The 14083-nt window shown below is 36.9% G+C and carries 17 protein-coding genes and 2 pseudogenes; 13 read left to right on the plus strand and 6 right to left on the minus strand.

Annotation, left to right across the window (positions count from 1 at the left end):
• Together A2U94_RS17010 and A2U94_RS17015 are read left to right on the plus strand one after the other, a co-directional pair.
• Positions 1-678, plus strand: a complete 678-nt coding sequence (locus A2U94_RS17010; RefSeq protein WP_025910320.1) for a response regulator transcription factor — start codon at positions 1-3, stop codon at positions 676-678.
• A 127-nt stretch (positions 679-805) separates the two neighbouring features.
• Positions 806-1378, plus strand: coding sequence for a YdhK family protein (locus A2U94_RS17015; RefSeq protein ID WP_025910321.1), 573 nt, complete (start codon positions 806-808; stop codon positions 1376-1378).
• Positions 1379-1460: 82 nt separating this feature from the next.
• Here A2U94_RS17015 and A2U94_RS17020 read toward each other — a convergent pair whose 3' ends face one another.
• Positions 1461-2201 (minus strand): SDR family NAD(P)-dependent oxidoreductase, encoded by a 741-nt coding sequence (locus tag A2U94_RS17020; protein WP_025910322.1) that lies wholly within the window; start codon positions 2199-2201, stop codon positions 1461-1463.
• A 110-nt stretch (positions 2202-2311) separates the two neighbouring features.
• Between A2U94_RS17020 and A2U94_RS17025 the strand changes: the two genes are divergently transcribed.
• The 4 genes from A2U94_RS17025 (at position 2312) to wrbA (ending at position 5509) form a co-directional block, all read left to right on the plus strand.
• A complete protein-coding gene (locus A2U94_RS17025) occupies positions 2312-3148 on the plus strand; it encodes a LysR family transcriptional regulator (protein WP_025910323.1) in 837 nt (278 codons plus the stop codon).
• Positions 3149-3608: 460 nt separating this feature from the next.
• The gene (locus tag A2U94_RS17030; protein ID WP_025910324.1) at positions 3609-3854 is read left to right on the plus strand and encodes a hypothetical protein; all 246 of its coding nucleotides are present in this window, start codon (positions 3609-3611) and stop codon (positions 3852-3854) included.
• Positions 3855-4119: 265 nt separating this feature from the next.
• Positions 4120-4728: a flavin reductase family protein gene (locus A2U94_RS17035; protein ID WP_025910326.1), complete on the plus strand. Its 609-nt coding sequence runs from the start codon at positions 4120-4122 to the stop codon at positions 4726-4728.
• Between the two features lie 169 nt (positions 4729-4897).
• Positions 4898-5509 carry an NAD(P)H:quinone oxidoreductase gene (gene wrbA, locus A2U94_RS17040; RefSeq protein ID WP_025910328.1) on the plus strand — a complete coding sequence of 204 codons (612 nt, stop codon included), beginning with the start codon at positions 4898-4900 and terminating at the stop codon, positions 5507-5509.
• A gap of 56 nt (positions 5510-5565) precedes the next feature.
• Here wrbA and A2U94_RS17045 read toward each other — a convergent pair whose 3' ends face one another.
• Together A2U94_RS17045 and A2U94_RS17050 are read right to left on the minus strand one after the other, a co-directional pair.
• Positions 5566-6594, minus strand: a complete 1029-nt coding sequence (locus A2U94_RS17045) for a serine hydrolase domain-containing protein (RefSeq protein WP_025910330.1) — start codon at positions 6592-6594, stop codon at positions 5566-5568.
• Positions 6595-6757: 163 nt separating this feature from the next.
• Positions 6758-7515: pseudogene (locus A2U94_RS17050) on the minus strand (MBL fold metallo-hydrolase).
• Positions 7516-7632: 117 nt separating this feature from the next.
• On the opposite strand from A2U94_RS17050, the pseudogene A2U94_RS17055 reads away from it, so the two are divergent.
• From A2U94_RS17055 to A2U94_RS17085, 7 genes and pseudogenes are all read left to right on the plus strand, one after another.
• Positions 7633-8047: pseudogene (locus A2U94_RS17055) on the plus strand (Lrp/AsnC family transcriptional regulator).
• 68 nt (positions 8048-8115) lie between these two features.
• On the plus strand, positions 8116-8583 hold the full coding sequence (locus A2U94_RS17060; RefSeq protein ID WP_025910331.1) for a hypothetical protein: 468 nt from the start codon (positions 8116-8118) through the stop codon (positions 8581-8583).
• A 447-nt stretch (positions 8584-9030) separates the two neighbouring features.
• Positions 9031-9582, plus strand: a complete 552-nt coding sequence (locus A2U94_RS17065) for a sigma-70 family RNA polymerase sigma factor (protein WP_025911932.1) — start codon at positions 9031-9033, stop codon at positions 9580-9582.
• A complete protein-coding gene (locus A2U94_RS17070; protein WP_025911931.1) occupies positions 9567-9974 on the plus strand; it encodes a PadR family transcriptional regulator in 408 nt (135 codons plus the stop codon). The genes A2U94_RS17065 and A2U94_RS17070 overlap by 16 nt, the downstream gene beginning before the upstream one ends.
• Before the next feature lie 4 nt (positions 9975-9978).
• Complete coding sequence (locus tag A2U94_RS17075; RefSeq protein ID WP_035321481.1) at positions 9979-11244, plus strand: FtsW/RodA/SpoVE family cell cycle protein; 1266 nt, start codon at positions 9979-9981, stop codon at positions 11242-11244.
• A 140-nt stretch (positions 11245-11384) separates the two neighbouring features.
• The gene (locus A2U94_RS17080; protein WP_035321479.1) at positions 11385-11876 is read left to right on the plus strand and encodes a GNAT family N-acetyltransferase; all 492 of its coding nucleotides are present in this window, start codon (positions 11385-11387) and stop codon (positions 11874-11876) included.
• Positions 11854-12513 (plus strand): DUF3885 domain-containing protein, encoded by a 660-nt coding sequence (locus A2U94_RS17085; protein ID WP_025911927.1) that lies wholly within the window; start codon positions 11854-11856, stop codon positions 12511-12513. The genes A2U94_RS17080 and A2U94_RS17085 overlap by 23 nt, the downstream gene beginning before the upstream one ends.
• A gap of 37 nt (positions 12514-12550) precedes the next feature.
• Here A2U94_RS17085 and A2U94_RS17090 read toward each other — a convergent pair whose 3' ends face one another.
• From A2U94_RS17090 to A2U94_RS17100, 3 genes are all read right to left on the minus strand, one after another.
• Positions 12551-12964: an ArsI/CadI family heavy metal resistance metalloenzyme gene (locus A2U94_RS17090; protein ID WP_025911926.1), complete on the minus strand. Its 414-nt coding sequence runs from the start codon at positions 12962-12964 to the stop codon at positions 12551-12553.
• Between the two features lie 49 nt (positions 12965-13013).
• Positions 13014-13316: an ArsR/SmtB family transcription factor gene (locus A2U94_RS17095; RefSeq protein ID WP_025911925.1), complete on the minus strand. Its 303-nt coding sequence runs from the start codon at positions 13314-13316 to the stop codon at positions 13014-13016.
• A 387-nt stretch (positions 13317-13703) separates the two neighbouring features.
• Positions 13704-14083, minus strand: a 380-nt coding sequence (locus A2U94_RS17100) for a transposase (protein WP_156482282.1), incomplete at its 5' end; no start/stop codon positions are given.

The raw sequence follows: 14083 nt of genomic DNA on the forward strand, positions 1-14083 counted from the left end.
ATGCCTACGATTTTATTAGTAGACGATGAAGTGAGAATGCTGGATTTATTAGAGCTGTATCTAGCTCCACATGGTTTTTCATGCATGAAGTGTGAAGATTCTACAGAAGTAGAAAAGTACCTAGAAAAGAACCCAATGATTCAGCTAGTGCTACTCGACTTGATGATGCCCAAAAAAGACGGATGGACAGTTTGTCAAGAAATCAGAGCCAAGTTTAAAGTCCCTATCATCATGCTGACTGCTAGAGACCAAACTGAGGATGTTGTAAAAGGTTTAAATAGTGGAGCGGATGATTATATTACAAAGCCTTTTAGCGAAGAAGAGCTACTGGCTCGAATACAGGCTGTATTGAGAAGAACAGGTGTAGAAAAGAAAGGTATTTCCTATAAGGAGCTTTACGTAAATGAAGAAAGCAGGGAAGTTATTTATGTTGGTGAAAGCATTTCAATGACAAAAACAGAATTTGAGCTACTCTGCTTATTTTTAAAGCATCCCAATCGCGTTTTTCCTCGCGAAGATTTAGTTATGCTCATTTGGGGCTATGATACGGAAATTGAAGGGCGAACAGTTGATTCCCATATGCGTAACGTCAGAGAAAAGCTCAGAAGCGCTGGTTTCCCAATCGAGCAACATCTTCAAACTGTGTGGGGAGTAGGATATAAATGGGGCGCTTCATAAATAATCACACAATAAATTGTGTTTCTTCATAAAATCTGCACACTTCTTTTTTACACTAAACGTATATCGTTAAACCATTCGTAAAAATCTAGATAGCGAATGAGAAATTTGTAAAAGAGGGATGAAGATGAAAAAATCACTATTTCTGATTGGGCTAGCGACAATGCTTGGTTTAGCCGGATGTGCAGGAAACAACGATGAGAGCAAAGAGATGAACTCAGAAGATAATCAAAAACAAGAGCAAAAAGAAGAAGATCATGCACATATGAATCATTCTAGCTCAGGTGAAGTACCAGAAGGTTTACAAGAAGCTAAAAGCCCAACGTATGAATTGGGAAGTAAAGCAACGCTGACAACTGATCATATGCCAGGGATGAAAGGTGCAGAAGCAACCATTGTCGGTGCATATGATACAACAGCATATGTGGTATCTTACACGCCTACAAACGGCGGAGAGAAAGTAACTGGTCATAAGTGGGTCATTCAGGAAGAAATAAAAGACGCGGGTGAAGAAGAGATACCAGCAGGAACAAAAGTGGTTCTTGAAGCAAATCATATGGAAGGCATGGAAGGTGCAGAAGCAACGATTGATTCTGCTGAGAAAACAACGGTATACATGGTAGATTACACGTCTACCACTGACAGTCAAGAAGTGAAAAATCATAAGTGGGTCACAGAAAGCGAGCTTACAAAAGAATAAAAATAACAAAGCATAGGTTGAAGCCTATGCTTTGTTCAGTTTGTCGACAAACTGAGCTATGGAGTAGGTCTCCATAGCTTTTTTAGGTAAGTGTTTGTCCATTATCAATTGTGACTACCTGCCCTGTAATAGATGGTTGAGTGAGCATAAATAAAATGCTGTCAGCAATTTCTTCAGGTGAGGATATACGCTGAAGCGGTAAATGCCCTGCAAGCTCATACATCTTTTCTTCATACCCAGTCCACCAAGGTGTATCAACAGCTCCAGGTGCAATACAGTTTACACGAATATGAGGTGCAAGTGTAACTGCGAGGGACTTTGTCATTGTATGAATAGCAGCTTTTGTTGCAGCATACGGAATAGATGAACCAATTCCAGTTACTCCAGCGACGCTTCCAATATTGACAATGGACCCACCTTTTTTCATATAAGAAACAGTTTCTTGTACGCAGTGAAACATTCCTTTTACGTTGGTCTTGTATAAAGAATCCCATATTTCACCAGAAGCTTTTTGTAAGTCATTCATTGCAATTTGACTGGTGATACTTGCATTATTAATTAAACCATCAATGTGCCCAAATGCGTGTACAGTTTGCTGAATCATTTTACGAACGTCAGCTTGACTAGCTACGTCTGCTTTTGAAAGAATGGCTTTTCCTCCTAGTGTTTGAATACGTTTTTGCAGTATTTCCGCTTCTTTTTCTGAACTTCGATAATTAATAACGACTTTTGCGCCAGCTAGTGCAAGCTTTAGAGCAGTTGCTTTTCCAATCCCGGTCGCGCCTCCAGTGATAATAAAAACTTTATCTTTTACATTTTCCACGTGAATCAGCCCCTTCTATAGAAATGATTATATCTCCCCGGTAAAAATTAGTATAATAGTTATAAATAATACAGATATCATTTTAACTAATATCAAAGAGGAGAGTGGATATGGAAAGCAATGATTTAAAGATTTTTAAAGAAGTTGCAGAAAACAAATCGATTTCAAAAGCAGCAGAACAGCTAGGTTATGTTCAGCCTAACGTAAGTCAACGAATCAAGGTATTAGAAAACGAATTAGAGGTTTCATTGTTTAAACGAACGAATAGAGGTGTAAAGTTAACGAAAGAAGGAGAGATTCTAATTGACTATACAAATCGGATTTTAACCTTAATGAATGAAGTTAAAGATACGTTAGCAAGTGAAAAAAGCGAAAAAACCTTGACAATTGGAGCATCGCAAACTGTTTCAGCAGGTAAAATCCCACAGCTTATTACCGATTTTTTAGAAAACTATTCAACCGTTTTGATTAAAGTGAAAACAGCTCAAGAACAAGTGTTAATGAAATGGTTAGAAAGTGGAGATATTGATGGAATGTTTATTAGCGGCAAGTATGAGCCAACTGCTTTCCAAAAGGTCTATACTTATTTTGAAAGCATAGCTATTGTTTCGTTTGATAAAAATGTTCATCAATCAAAAGCGCTTATCGTAAACAGTGATTTAAATTGTGTATATCGAAAGAAGCTTCTAGCATATGCAAAAAAACATAACCAAGAGAATAAAAAGATAATCGAATTTGATTCTTTAGAAGCGGTAATGCAGGCTGTTCAAAACGGGTTAGGAATAAGTGCACTTCCTTTAAGTTTAGCTAACACAAGAAAAAATGAATGCTTTCATATTCAGCAATTAGTAGAAGGTCCTATTGAAATTCATTTTATCGTTAGAGGAGAACACGAAAAAAGTAAAGGGCTAAAAACTTTTTCTGGATTTTTACGAAACGAAACATAATTTATAAATACGTTGTTTCCCCCTCTAAAATTTGTGATACGCACTAGAATGACAAGTTCATTCAGCGTACAAACTAACAAAAGAAGGAGGCTATTATGACTGAGTAAGTAGTAAAAACAGGACACACGAGATGTTCATTATTTTTGAGCAACATGGTTATTTAAAATTACTTTGGTCGCGTTGCCATACCAGTCGCAGTGCCTGCAATCTAAGAATCGTTTCACTTGAAGGCAACGGAATTAGGAATTGTTTTTTCCATTTATACATATTCATATACAATTATGCAAATCCGTGTAGATAGTTTACTAGACAGGTGGGGTATGAAGATTATGTCAGCGGGTTTACTCACCGCAATATCTTGGTTAATTGTTACTCTTTCAGGAATTGTAGTTGGGTGACATTAATCGAATTACGATTGCTGAGCAAAAGTCATTATAACAACAAGAGGTGAAAGACAATAATGCGCATTGTGAAGCCTTCTAAAATACTGATTACTTCTGTGTCTAAAAAGCAGATTACAAATGTCTTATTGTATGATTGTTGTATTGGGACAATTGGTTATTTCATTGGAAAATATAATCAACAACTGATATATGAATTAACAGGAATTTTAGGAAGTATCTTGTTACCAAAAGCAATGAAGAGGCTACTTTTACGAAGTGAGTACTTTTTCTTTTGGAAAGAAAGAGTGATAGTAGTTCGATAAAATAAGTAGTAAACATAAGTGTTTGCTACTTATTTATCGCTTTTTTAAGAAATATCTGCTAAATTAATGTTGACAGAAGATAACCATTCGTTTTATAATTATCTCGAATTCAAGATAATAACAACTTCTTTTTACAGCTTACAAAAGTTAAATGCATATTTTTTTCGACAAATATCTCGAATTCAAGAATTATGATATAGAGATTGGCGTTTATGCATTTTATTACCGTGGAATTAAATAGTAAAACGAAGTAGGAGTGAGTTCATTGCTATCAATTGATCCATCTGCACAAACGGAAAGAGAAAACTATAAGTTTCTAACCGGAAGTATTATTCCAAGACCGATTGCTTTTGTGACAACTCAGTCATCAAACGGAATCGTCAACGCAGCGCCTTTTAGTTATTTTAATATCGTCTCTGCAAATCCGCCGATGATTTCGATTTCAGTTCAGCGTAAAAGCGGCGAAATGAAAGATACGGCAAGAAACATTATGGAGAAAAAAGAGTTTGTGATTCACATCGTCGATGAAGACAATGTCGAGCAGGTGAATATGACGGCAGCTAACCTGCCGGCTGACGAAAGTGAGATTGAAGTAGCTAAATTAATGTTGACCGAAAGTGAAAAAATTTCGGTACCTGGGGTAAAAGAAGCAAAAATTCGCTTTGAATGCATACTTGAACAGGCAATTTCATTAGGAGAAGGTGAAGAAACAAGTACCGACTTGCTTATTGGAAAAGTTGTTCAGTATCACATTGAAGATCAGCTATATGATAAAGGGCGAATTGATCCACACGGTCTTAAAGCTGTTAGCCGCTTAGCCGGCAATGACTACGCTAAGCTTGGTAAGACTTTTACAATTGCACGACCAGAATAATAACAGTTCAATGAGAAACAATACATCTTAGAAATAAAACAGAATACCGACTTAAGGGGGTGATTTTACTCATCCAGATGAAACAGCGGTATGAATACGCATATAGAGGTGAAGAAAAATGGGATTTTTAGATAAATTATTTGGAACATCGACTAAGGGGGAAGAAAAAATGGAAAATGTAAAATTAGCGGTTATCTACTATAGTTCAACAGGTACAAACTACCAAATGGCGCAGTGGGCAGCAGACGGTGCAAAAGAAGCAGGTGCAGATGTAAAAGTATTAAAAGTACCTGAAACAGCTCCACAAGCAGCAATTGATTCAAATCCAGCTTGGAAAGCACACGTAGAAGAAACAGCTGCTGTACCAGAAGTAACACTTGCTGATTTAGAGTGGGCTGATGCAATTATCTTTAGCATTCCAACTCGTTTCGGAAACGTACCAGGACAAGTTAAGCAGTTCTTAGATACAACGGGTGGACTGTGGTTTAACGGTAAATTAGCAAACAAAGTTGTTAGTGCGATGACATCTGCACAAAACGCACACGGTGGTCAAGAACAAACTCTTTTATCTCTATACACAACAATGCATCACTGGGGCGCGCTTGTTGCATCACCAGGATACACAGATCCAGTCATTTTCAGTTCAGGTGGGAACCCTTACGGAACAAGCGTAACGGTTGATCAAAATGGGAAAATGGTTGAAGATGTGGAAGCAACAGTGAAGCATCAAGCGAAGCGTACAGTAACAGTAGCTGGATGGGTAAAGCAAGGAAATCAATAATAAAGTAAAAGCTCAACGTTAACCAAACGTTGAGCTTTTTTTGTCTATATAAGCATTTAATAAGAGCTGAACATTTCCTCTTCAACAGCGTTCATAATATGAAAGGCTCCGCGTGATTTGTTTGAACAGATAACGGCAGTGACAGCTGACTTTGGATAAAAAGCAGAGTGAAAGCTAACCCCTGGGTCATAACCCATAATATGATATTTGAAAATAGCTCTTTCTCTTTTCTCTATCCACACCCCATAGCCATAAAAACTATTTTCATTATTGGTTTCAGTATGAGGGGTAAGCAAGCGTGTTGTATATTCTTTATTAAGTAGCTCATGATTCAAAAGAGAGTTCCACAAGCGGTTCATGTCACAAACCGTTACGAACGCCCCGCCATCTGCACCTCCCTTAGCAGGAAGGGAGTAAATATTTGTTTTCCACTTGTCGTCTGGAAAGTCAATGTAGCCAAGTGCTGTATGATTTGGCAGAGCGTCGAGTTCAAAATAGCCAGAGCTTGTCATATGTGCTTTATGTAGGATCTCTTTTTCTACGTATGTATGAAATGAAAGCTGAGTTGTTTGCTCTATAATTAAGCCGAGTAGGATATAACCGGCATTATTATAATGAAACTGCTCTTCAACTTTATACTTCATCGGTTCATACTGGAAAAAAGGGAGAAATTCTTCTAAGTTTCTTATTTTGTACATTGGGGTTTTTGTCCACAACTCTTCAAAATCATCCATCACTTCTTCATCAAAATAGTCAGGTATTCCAGCTGTATGCGTTAAAAGGTGATGAACAGTAATGGTTTCATCAAAATGAGGAAAATCAATATCAAGGCAATCTTTTAATCTTGTTTCAAACGAAAGGACGCCTGCTTCTACAAGCTGACAAATCGCAATAGCTGTAAAGAGCTTACAGCCAGATGCAATACCATATCGCGTAGCAAGGCTATTTTTTATTTGATCAGCTCGATTGGCATAGCCGTAGCTACTTTCAGCTAGTATATGGTGTTCATCTTTAATAAGAATACTTCCAGAAAAGTTAACTTTCTTTTGGGTATCGCTAATAACGCTTAAAATATTCGTATTCAATGTAGTTCCCTCCGCCATCGTTCAGATCTTTTGAAATTATCTAATCCTTTCTCTATGTAGTTACATATTGCAACTGAGATTTCCTTCTAAATGATGTGAGAAGGACATTAGATAAAAGTGTAAATGAGCCAGGTTCTTCTGAAAAACCTGGCTCATTAATCTATTAAAAGGAGTAAGCTTCACCGTCTTCTGGAACGAGAAGATGATTACTGAATTGTTTTTCAGTAGCAAAAAGCTTTAATTCAGCTCTTGATAGCGTCCAATGATTTACGGCTTCCATATGAACGGAAATAATAGTTGCGTTAGGGGCAGCATGTTGAACTTGTAAGATATCTTCTTTCCCCATCACAAGTGAACCGCCTTCAAGGAATTGATTATCTCCACCATTTACAACAATAACGTCTGGCTGGTGGGCTGAGAGATTCTCTTTTACTCCTTCATACCAAACTGTATCACCTGCAACGTACAGCGTTTTTTCATCTTCATGCTTAAAGAAAATTCCACACACTTCCCCAGTTAGCTTAAGAATCTCACCGCGGCCATGTTCACCTTTTGTTTTAATTAGCTGTATGCCTGCAAATTTTGTCTGTTCAGTTAACACTTCAATGTTTGTAAAACCAGCTTTTTTACTTCAGCTTTATCCGCTTCATTTTGTACGAATAACTTTATATCTTTGTCTAACAGTTCTTTAGCAGTCTCATCAAAATGATCTAAGTGCAGGTGAGGGAGAATCACTGCATCTACATTTAATAATTGTGTTACAGGTACTGGTAGAGGCACAAGTGGATTAGGTTGATCTTGTCGTACAGAGTTTGGAAATGGAGGGTACGTACCTTGATCCGCTAACATAGGATCAATTAAAAAGGTTTTATTCGCATAGGTAAGAACAAGAGTTGCATTTCGAATTTGTTGGATTTTCATGTTTTTAGTTCCTTTTCTTTAATTTACGTATAGTTTATAGTAAAAGTAACCCAATATTACATAGTGAAAATCAAGTGTTTTCACCGTTTTACTTGATTAATGAAAGGATTTGAAATTATGTTAGACCAAACCGACTTGTCCATACTAAAAGAGCTATCCAAAAACAGTCGGATTACGATGAAAGAGCTGGGTGAAAAGGTACATTTAACTGGACAAGCAGCTGCATCGAGAGTCTTAAAGTTAGAGGACGCTGGTATTATTGAGCAGTATACGATTAAAGTAAATCAGGAAAAGCTTGGCTATCACGTTCATGCAATGATCACTATTTATACAACGAGTCCTTATCATGAGCCTTATTTATCGTTTATTAACACGCAGCGTGACTACGTCGTTCACAACTATAAAATTAGCGGGAGACGGCTGTTATCTATTAGAATGTAATTTTCCTTCCAATCAAGAGCTGGATCAATTTTTAGAGTCTTTAAACGGTCATGCTAACTATAAGCTGTCTATAATTATTAACAAAAGCTGACTAAAAAAAATTGCGCTGAATAGTTTAATACAGAATGTAAAACTCAAATAATGCAGCAGGGGGATACGATGAGAAAAGTTTCTTGGTTAAGCATAGGAGTGTTTTTAATCTTTATCGTCACTGCGTGTATAGCTGAAGATTATGATGTGGGTCCACCTACGGCGCATCTCTACGCAGAAAATGCTTCGTCTGTAAGGTTAACAGAAGCGAATATTAGCTGGGCTTCATCAAGCGGAGATGTAAGTAAAACGGTAGATGATATTTGGGAGTTCGCCTTATCACAAAAGGACATTAACGCTTCTAGAAATGAAAAAGTATTTCTAGATTTTGAAGAAAACAAAGAAAACGGTGGAGATATTTGGACGAACCCAACTATAGCAGCTAATCTTTGGAAGGAAGAGCAAAAGGTTGAACTTAAAATGAATGAAAATCGAGAATTTGAAATGCCTAAAAGTACAGGTAGATATGTGTTGGAAGTTACCTTTACAACCTCAAGTGGTACTGCTCAATACGTAGGAAGTATACTTGTTAAATAATATGTTGAATGCAAAGAGGCTGGGACATAAGTAATTCAGCCAATGATAAACCTGAACGATTGAGAGTTTCTCACTTTTAATCGTTCAGGTTTTTTGTTGATTGTGAAAACAATGTTGGAAACAGGGTGGAATGGAGCGTAGGACACTCGACTCCTGCGGGAAAGAGAGGGAAAACTGAGATCCCGCAGCGCAGCGAGGAAGCTCAGGTTCCTCCCCGCGGAAAGCGAGTGGCCGTAGCGCAATGGAACGAACGTGTTCAGACAAACCAAAAAGATTGGAACAGCTAGTGTTCGTCTCTTAGAAGCAATCATTTTGTTATGTCCCAAACTCTTTTATTAATGTAGACTGTTTTTCTGCAGATGCCAGTTTAATAAAATAATAGAAATTTAAAACCTTTTTTTTGTAGCGTCGTCTAATAATGTGAAAGGAGAGAAAGAAGTGAAAGAAGTGAAAGAATGGACTGCAGAATGGATTAAAGTAAATGATTATGACTTTGTCATAGATGAAATTATGGATTGTTATGGAGATGATATATTAAAGCTGGCGTATTCTTATGTACATAGTAAAGAGATTGCGGAGGATTTAGCTCAAGATATTTTTATTAAGTGTTATAAAAATCTTCACACATACAATGGTAAATCAAAGTTTAAAACATGGCTTTGGCGCATTGCTATCAATCATTGTAAAGATTTTTTGAAAAGTTGGTATAACAACAAAGTCATTATGACTGAAAATCAATATCCCACTTCTTACATAAATAGATCAGGGATAGAAGAAAAGGTTATTCAGAAGCAGGAAGACCAACAATTAATTTCAGCAATCATGCTGCTTCCGGTTAAGTATCGAGAGGTTATTTACCTATATTATTTTGAAGAGAACTCAATTAAAGAAATTGCACTGGTGACTGAAACCGGTACTAATACCATTAAAACAAGGCTTAGACGTGCGAAAGCACTTTTAAAAAATGCACTGGAGGAGAAAAAATGGATAAGCGTTTAAAACAATTAAAACAAAAAGTAAATAAACAAGCGTTTAATAGCTTAAAGTTTACCTCTTTTCATAAGAGGAAAGTGAAAGAAGCCGTCTTACGCCATCAGCATAGTGAAGGTGAAATTCTCGTAGCAATTATGCAATTGCTAGTAAGTGAACAAAATGGGTATGAGCTTTGCAGTTTAATACGCAGCAGAGGAATTTTTCACTTTGAAAATAATGAAGGGGCTCTATACGTCTTATTACACGAATTAGAAAGTCGACGATTAATTGATACAAGATGGTCTACAGAAGAAATTAAGTATTATTACTTAAATCAACAAGGGAAGAAAGCGTTGAAAAAAGCAGAGAAGCGAATGCAATCCAAAAAGTTGAGCTTTCATGAAATTTTAGAGGGGTAACGCTATGATTAATCAGAGAAATACATTTTTACAAACGATAAAAGAACAAATTAAATCAAAAGAGGCTCAAGAATACGTAACAAAAGAACTTCAACATCATTTAAACGAGGCAAAAGATTATTGGAAACAAAAAGGCGTAGATTCAGATGAGGCAGAGCAAAAGGCCATCTTACATATGGGCAACCCTATTGTATTAGGTCAAAAGCTAAATCAGATTCATCGACCTAAAATTGACTGGATTACAATTAGTTTATTAATTACGAGCCTTCTATTAGGTTTTCTACCACTAGTTGCGATAGGCTACGCTCAAGTCAATTACTTTTTAGTGCATAAGTTATTGTTTATGGTCTTTGGCATAGCGCTTGCCATACTTTTGATGCTTATTGATTATAGAAAGTTGATGAATAAGGGGCTGGGATTTTATTTAGTGGGCTGTTTTTTACTTTTATATATTATTTATAGATCTGACTCAGGGGTATTTTCTCTTACTGTAAAAGTAGGACCGCTCACAATTGAAAGCCTAATGGCTCTGCCATTTTTCTATTTAACTTGGGCGTCTTTTTTTCAAAGTCGGCAATTTAAAATTTGGCAATTTATGATTTTATTCACTATAAGCGCTATTTTGTTTAGCATGACGGCGAGCACAACCGCATTCTTTATTTATGGTGTGATGACCTTTTCTATGATTTGGTGGAGCAAGTTTAATAAAATAAAAATCATGTTAGTATTAGGTAGCTTTTTTATGATGATTTTTATTTATATAGGAGTTTCTCTACAGCAAATGAAGGCTTATCAAATCGAAAGCCTATTAGCATTTCTTAATCCTTATGAATTCGTTACCGGAAATTCTCTAAGGTTTCAAATCCCACAGGTTCATGAAATGATAAAAAGCTCTGGTTGGTTTGGAACAAAAGAAACAACTGCGTTTATTCCAGAAGCTCACACGAATTTTGTTTTTCTTAGTTTTATTTATCATTACGGCTGGCTATTAGCTCTTATTCTGTTAGGAATTCTTAGTCTCTTGGTGATTCGGATTGTACAAGTAACGGGTAAAATAAACAATTCGTATAGTAAACTGCTATTAGTTGGAGCTGTAAGTGTATATGCAACGCAACTGATTGCAAACGTTGGAATGCTGGTTGGCTTTTTCCCATTAACAAGCATGCCAATGCCTTTTATTAGCTATGGTTTGATGCCCATTGCTCTTAATTCCTTTTTTATTGGAATGGTGTTGAGCGTATATAGACGAAAAGATATAGCAATGAACTAAAGACAAAGAGCTTCTCTTTTCGTTTTTCTACTTTACATAATAAGACTATACGCAACTATAACGGTTATCCAATATATGGACATAGTGAGAGCTCTAAATTAAAATTAACACCAGCAAATCTAGTTACAAGGGGAATAGATATGGCACATACATATAAAATTGAAAAAGCAGTGCTAAGTGATGTAAAGGGGATCATTTCACTGAGAGTTGAACTGTTAAAAGAAGTGAACGAGATTAAAACACAGGAAGAAGAAAAGACAGTGATGGAAGCAACGGAAAGATACCTAAAAGAAGCGATGGAAAAAGGGGAGTTTGTCTCGTTTGTTGCCAAAGATGGAGAAGAGATTGTTAGCGTAAGTGGCTTATCTTTTTTTACGAGACCACCTTATTTAGAAAACTTAAAAGGCAAGGAAGCTTATCTCTTAAACATGTATACGCTCCCTTCTCATCGGAAGCAAGGATTGGCGCGAAGAATCCTTCAAGAATGCATGAAAGAGTGTCAAAAACGCGAAGTGGAAAGAGTGTGGCTACATGCTTCACAAGCGGGAGAGGCGCTGTATAAAAGCATAGGATTTCAGTTTAAAGGTAGTGAAATGGAGTTGTTTTTGCATGAAAATGAAGGAATATCTTAATAAAGCGTTTCCTGAAGTTGAGCTAATCCCAAGCCTTTATTATCAATGGGATCTGAGTATCCATTTTACGCTGGGGCAAAATAGTTATCAATTGACGGATAAGGGTGAAACAAACATAGGTTACTTTGCGAAGGTTTACAATCAAGTACACACAATATTTAATGAGGTTTTCGAAGGGGATGATGAGCTATTTCTTGTGACAAATTTATATAAATATATAGGAGAGAAACAACCTACACGGAAGCTAAACGTCTACAACCGCTATGTTAAAAATAAAAGGTTGTTAACGCATCTTCAAGTTGAGACATACCCGTATCCGTTTGAAATTGAAGAAGGTAAGTATGAAATGCAGCAGTTTTCTTTACGTTGTAAGGTGAGAGACATTAAAGTTAATTCGCTTATAAAAGCTGCTATTCATGAGGACTTTCCCCTAAAGCCAAAGCTTGGTGGTTATCCACCAGGTTATCCAGATGTATTCTTCGTTAATGTGACGAAAAACGTAATGTTATTTATTTACGATGACCGAGGCTGTGAAGTGCTTGGTCTTGATAAACAACAGATGAACAATATCTATAAAAAATATAGGAAATGGGTTGATGAACTCGATCGTGGGAAAATAGAACGTAGCTTACAATAAACAGTAAGGAGCTACAAGCTCCTTACTGTTTCGTTGTTTAAGAACAGCATTCACATTCCGTAGTATCTGCAGCAGGCAAAGTGGCTTGATTATCTTTTGTATAGAAAAACTCCCATTCGTTGCCATCAGGGTCTGTTACCCAAAACTTATCCTGTAGGGCATAGCAGCAGTTTGTATCCATTTCCTCACGAGCAAAAAAACCTTCTTTTTCTAAGCGGACTTTATGTTCATGGATTTCGCTAGCAGCTTCTACTTGAAATCCAAAGTGATTTATTTGGTTTCCATTTACTTCATCCCGTACGTTTAGCGTGAAATTTAGCCCAGGTTGATTTAATAAAAACTTCGCATAATCTACTTTTACTTTCACAGGCTTAACTCCAAAAAGCTTTTCATAAAAAATGACTGATTTTTCTAGATTTGTGACGTTTACCCCTACGTGAACATATTTCATAAAATATTCCCCCTAAGAATTTTTTTGAGTTTTTAGCAGAACTAATAGGTTAAGATGAGCACGAGCTTTCTTTACGAAATAAACAGCAGAGCTCATCCGATAAAAGGTGATTTACTTCTTCATCGTTTAATGCGTAATAGCTCCATGTGCCTTTTGTTTCTTTCGTAATTAGATTAGCGTCTAGAAGAATCTTTAAGTGATAAGACAGCTTAGACTGAGGTATACCAAAAAAATCCGTTAAATCACATACGCAGGTTTGACCGCGCTGACACAGCTCATGCATAATTTCTAATCGTCGTTCATCAGCAAGTGCCTTAAATTTTTGTTCATATTGTTTGAATGAATATGTCATAATAACGCTCCCTCTATAAATGTTGATTTATCAACGGTTTGAGCCGTTGGTGGGGTGTCAAAAAAATATTTTTCGACACGCTTCCTAACAATATTTTTATATTATGAGAAACTATTCCATTATATGGGTACGCTACGCGGTCACTACTGGTTAATAGTGGTAAGTAGTGTCAGAGAATTATGTGATGCACAATGGATCTCTGCGTAACTTATGATGACGTACCCTCCCATGTCTCTGGGCATCTGTGTGCCTACATTCCTTCGTTCGGTCTAGTCATAAGGCAGAGGCTAGCGAAGCTCCTTTAGGGACTCTAGGTCGAATGGTGAATATAATGCCAGCTTCTCCGTGTCATCCTGTTGTCTAGGTCTGTAAAGGGGATGTAGAAATCTATATAGCCTCTGCGAGACTAGGAATATCCTTCATCATTCGCTGCGCATCAAATGCTTTGTGCTTCGTGCTGATTCCATGTAACACTTTTAATAGTTTTCCGCATAGAACCACGATAGACTGCTTCTTACGTAATGGATTAACCTGACGATTTGTATAATATTCGTGCAGTTTTCTAAAAGCCTCATTATGTCGAATCATCGGCATCATAACTCTAAATAGGAGGGCACGCAGCTTTCTTCTGCCACGTTTGGAGATGCGCTTTTGCCCTTTGTGCTGTCCGGAAGAACTCTCTCGTAATGTTAACCCCGCGAGTTTGATTAGTTGGCGTGGGTCTTCATAGTATGAAAAGCTTCCGATTTCAGCTAATAAATCAACTA

This window comes from Bacillus sp. VT 712, from assembly GCF_001614195.1.
Taxonomy (GTDB): domain Bacteria; phylum Bacillota; class Bacilli; order Bacillales; family Bacillaceae_H; genus Priestia; species Priestia flexa.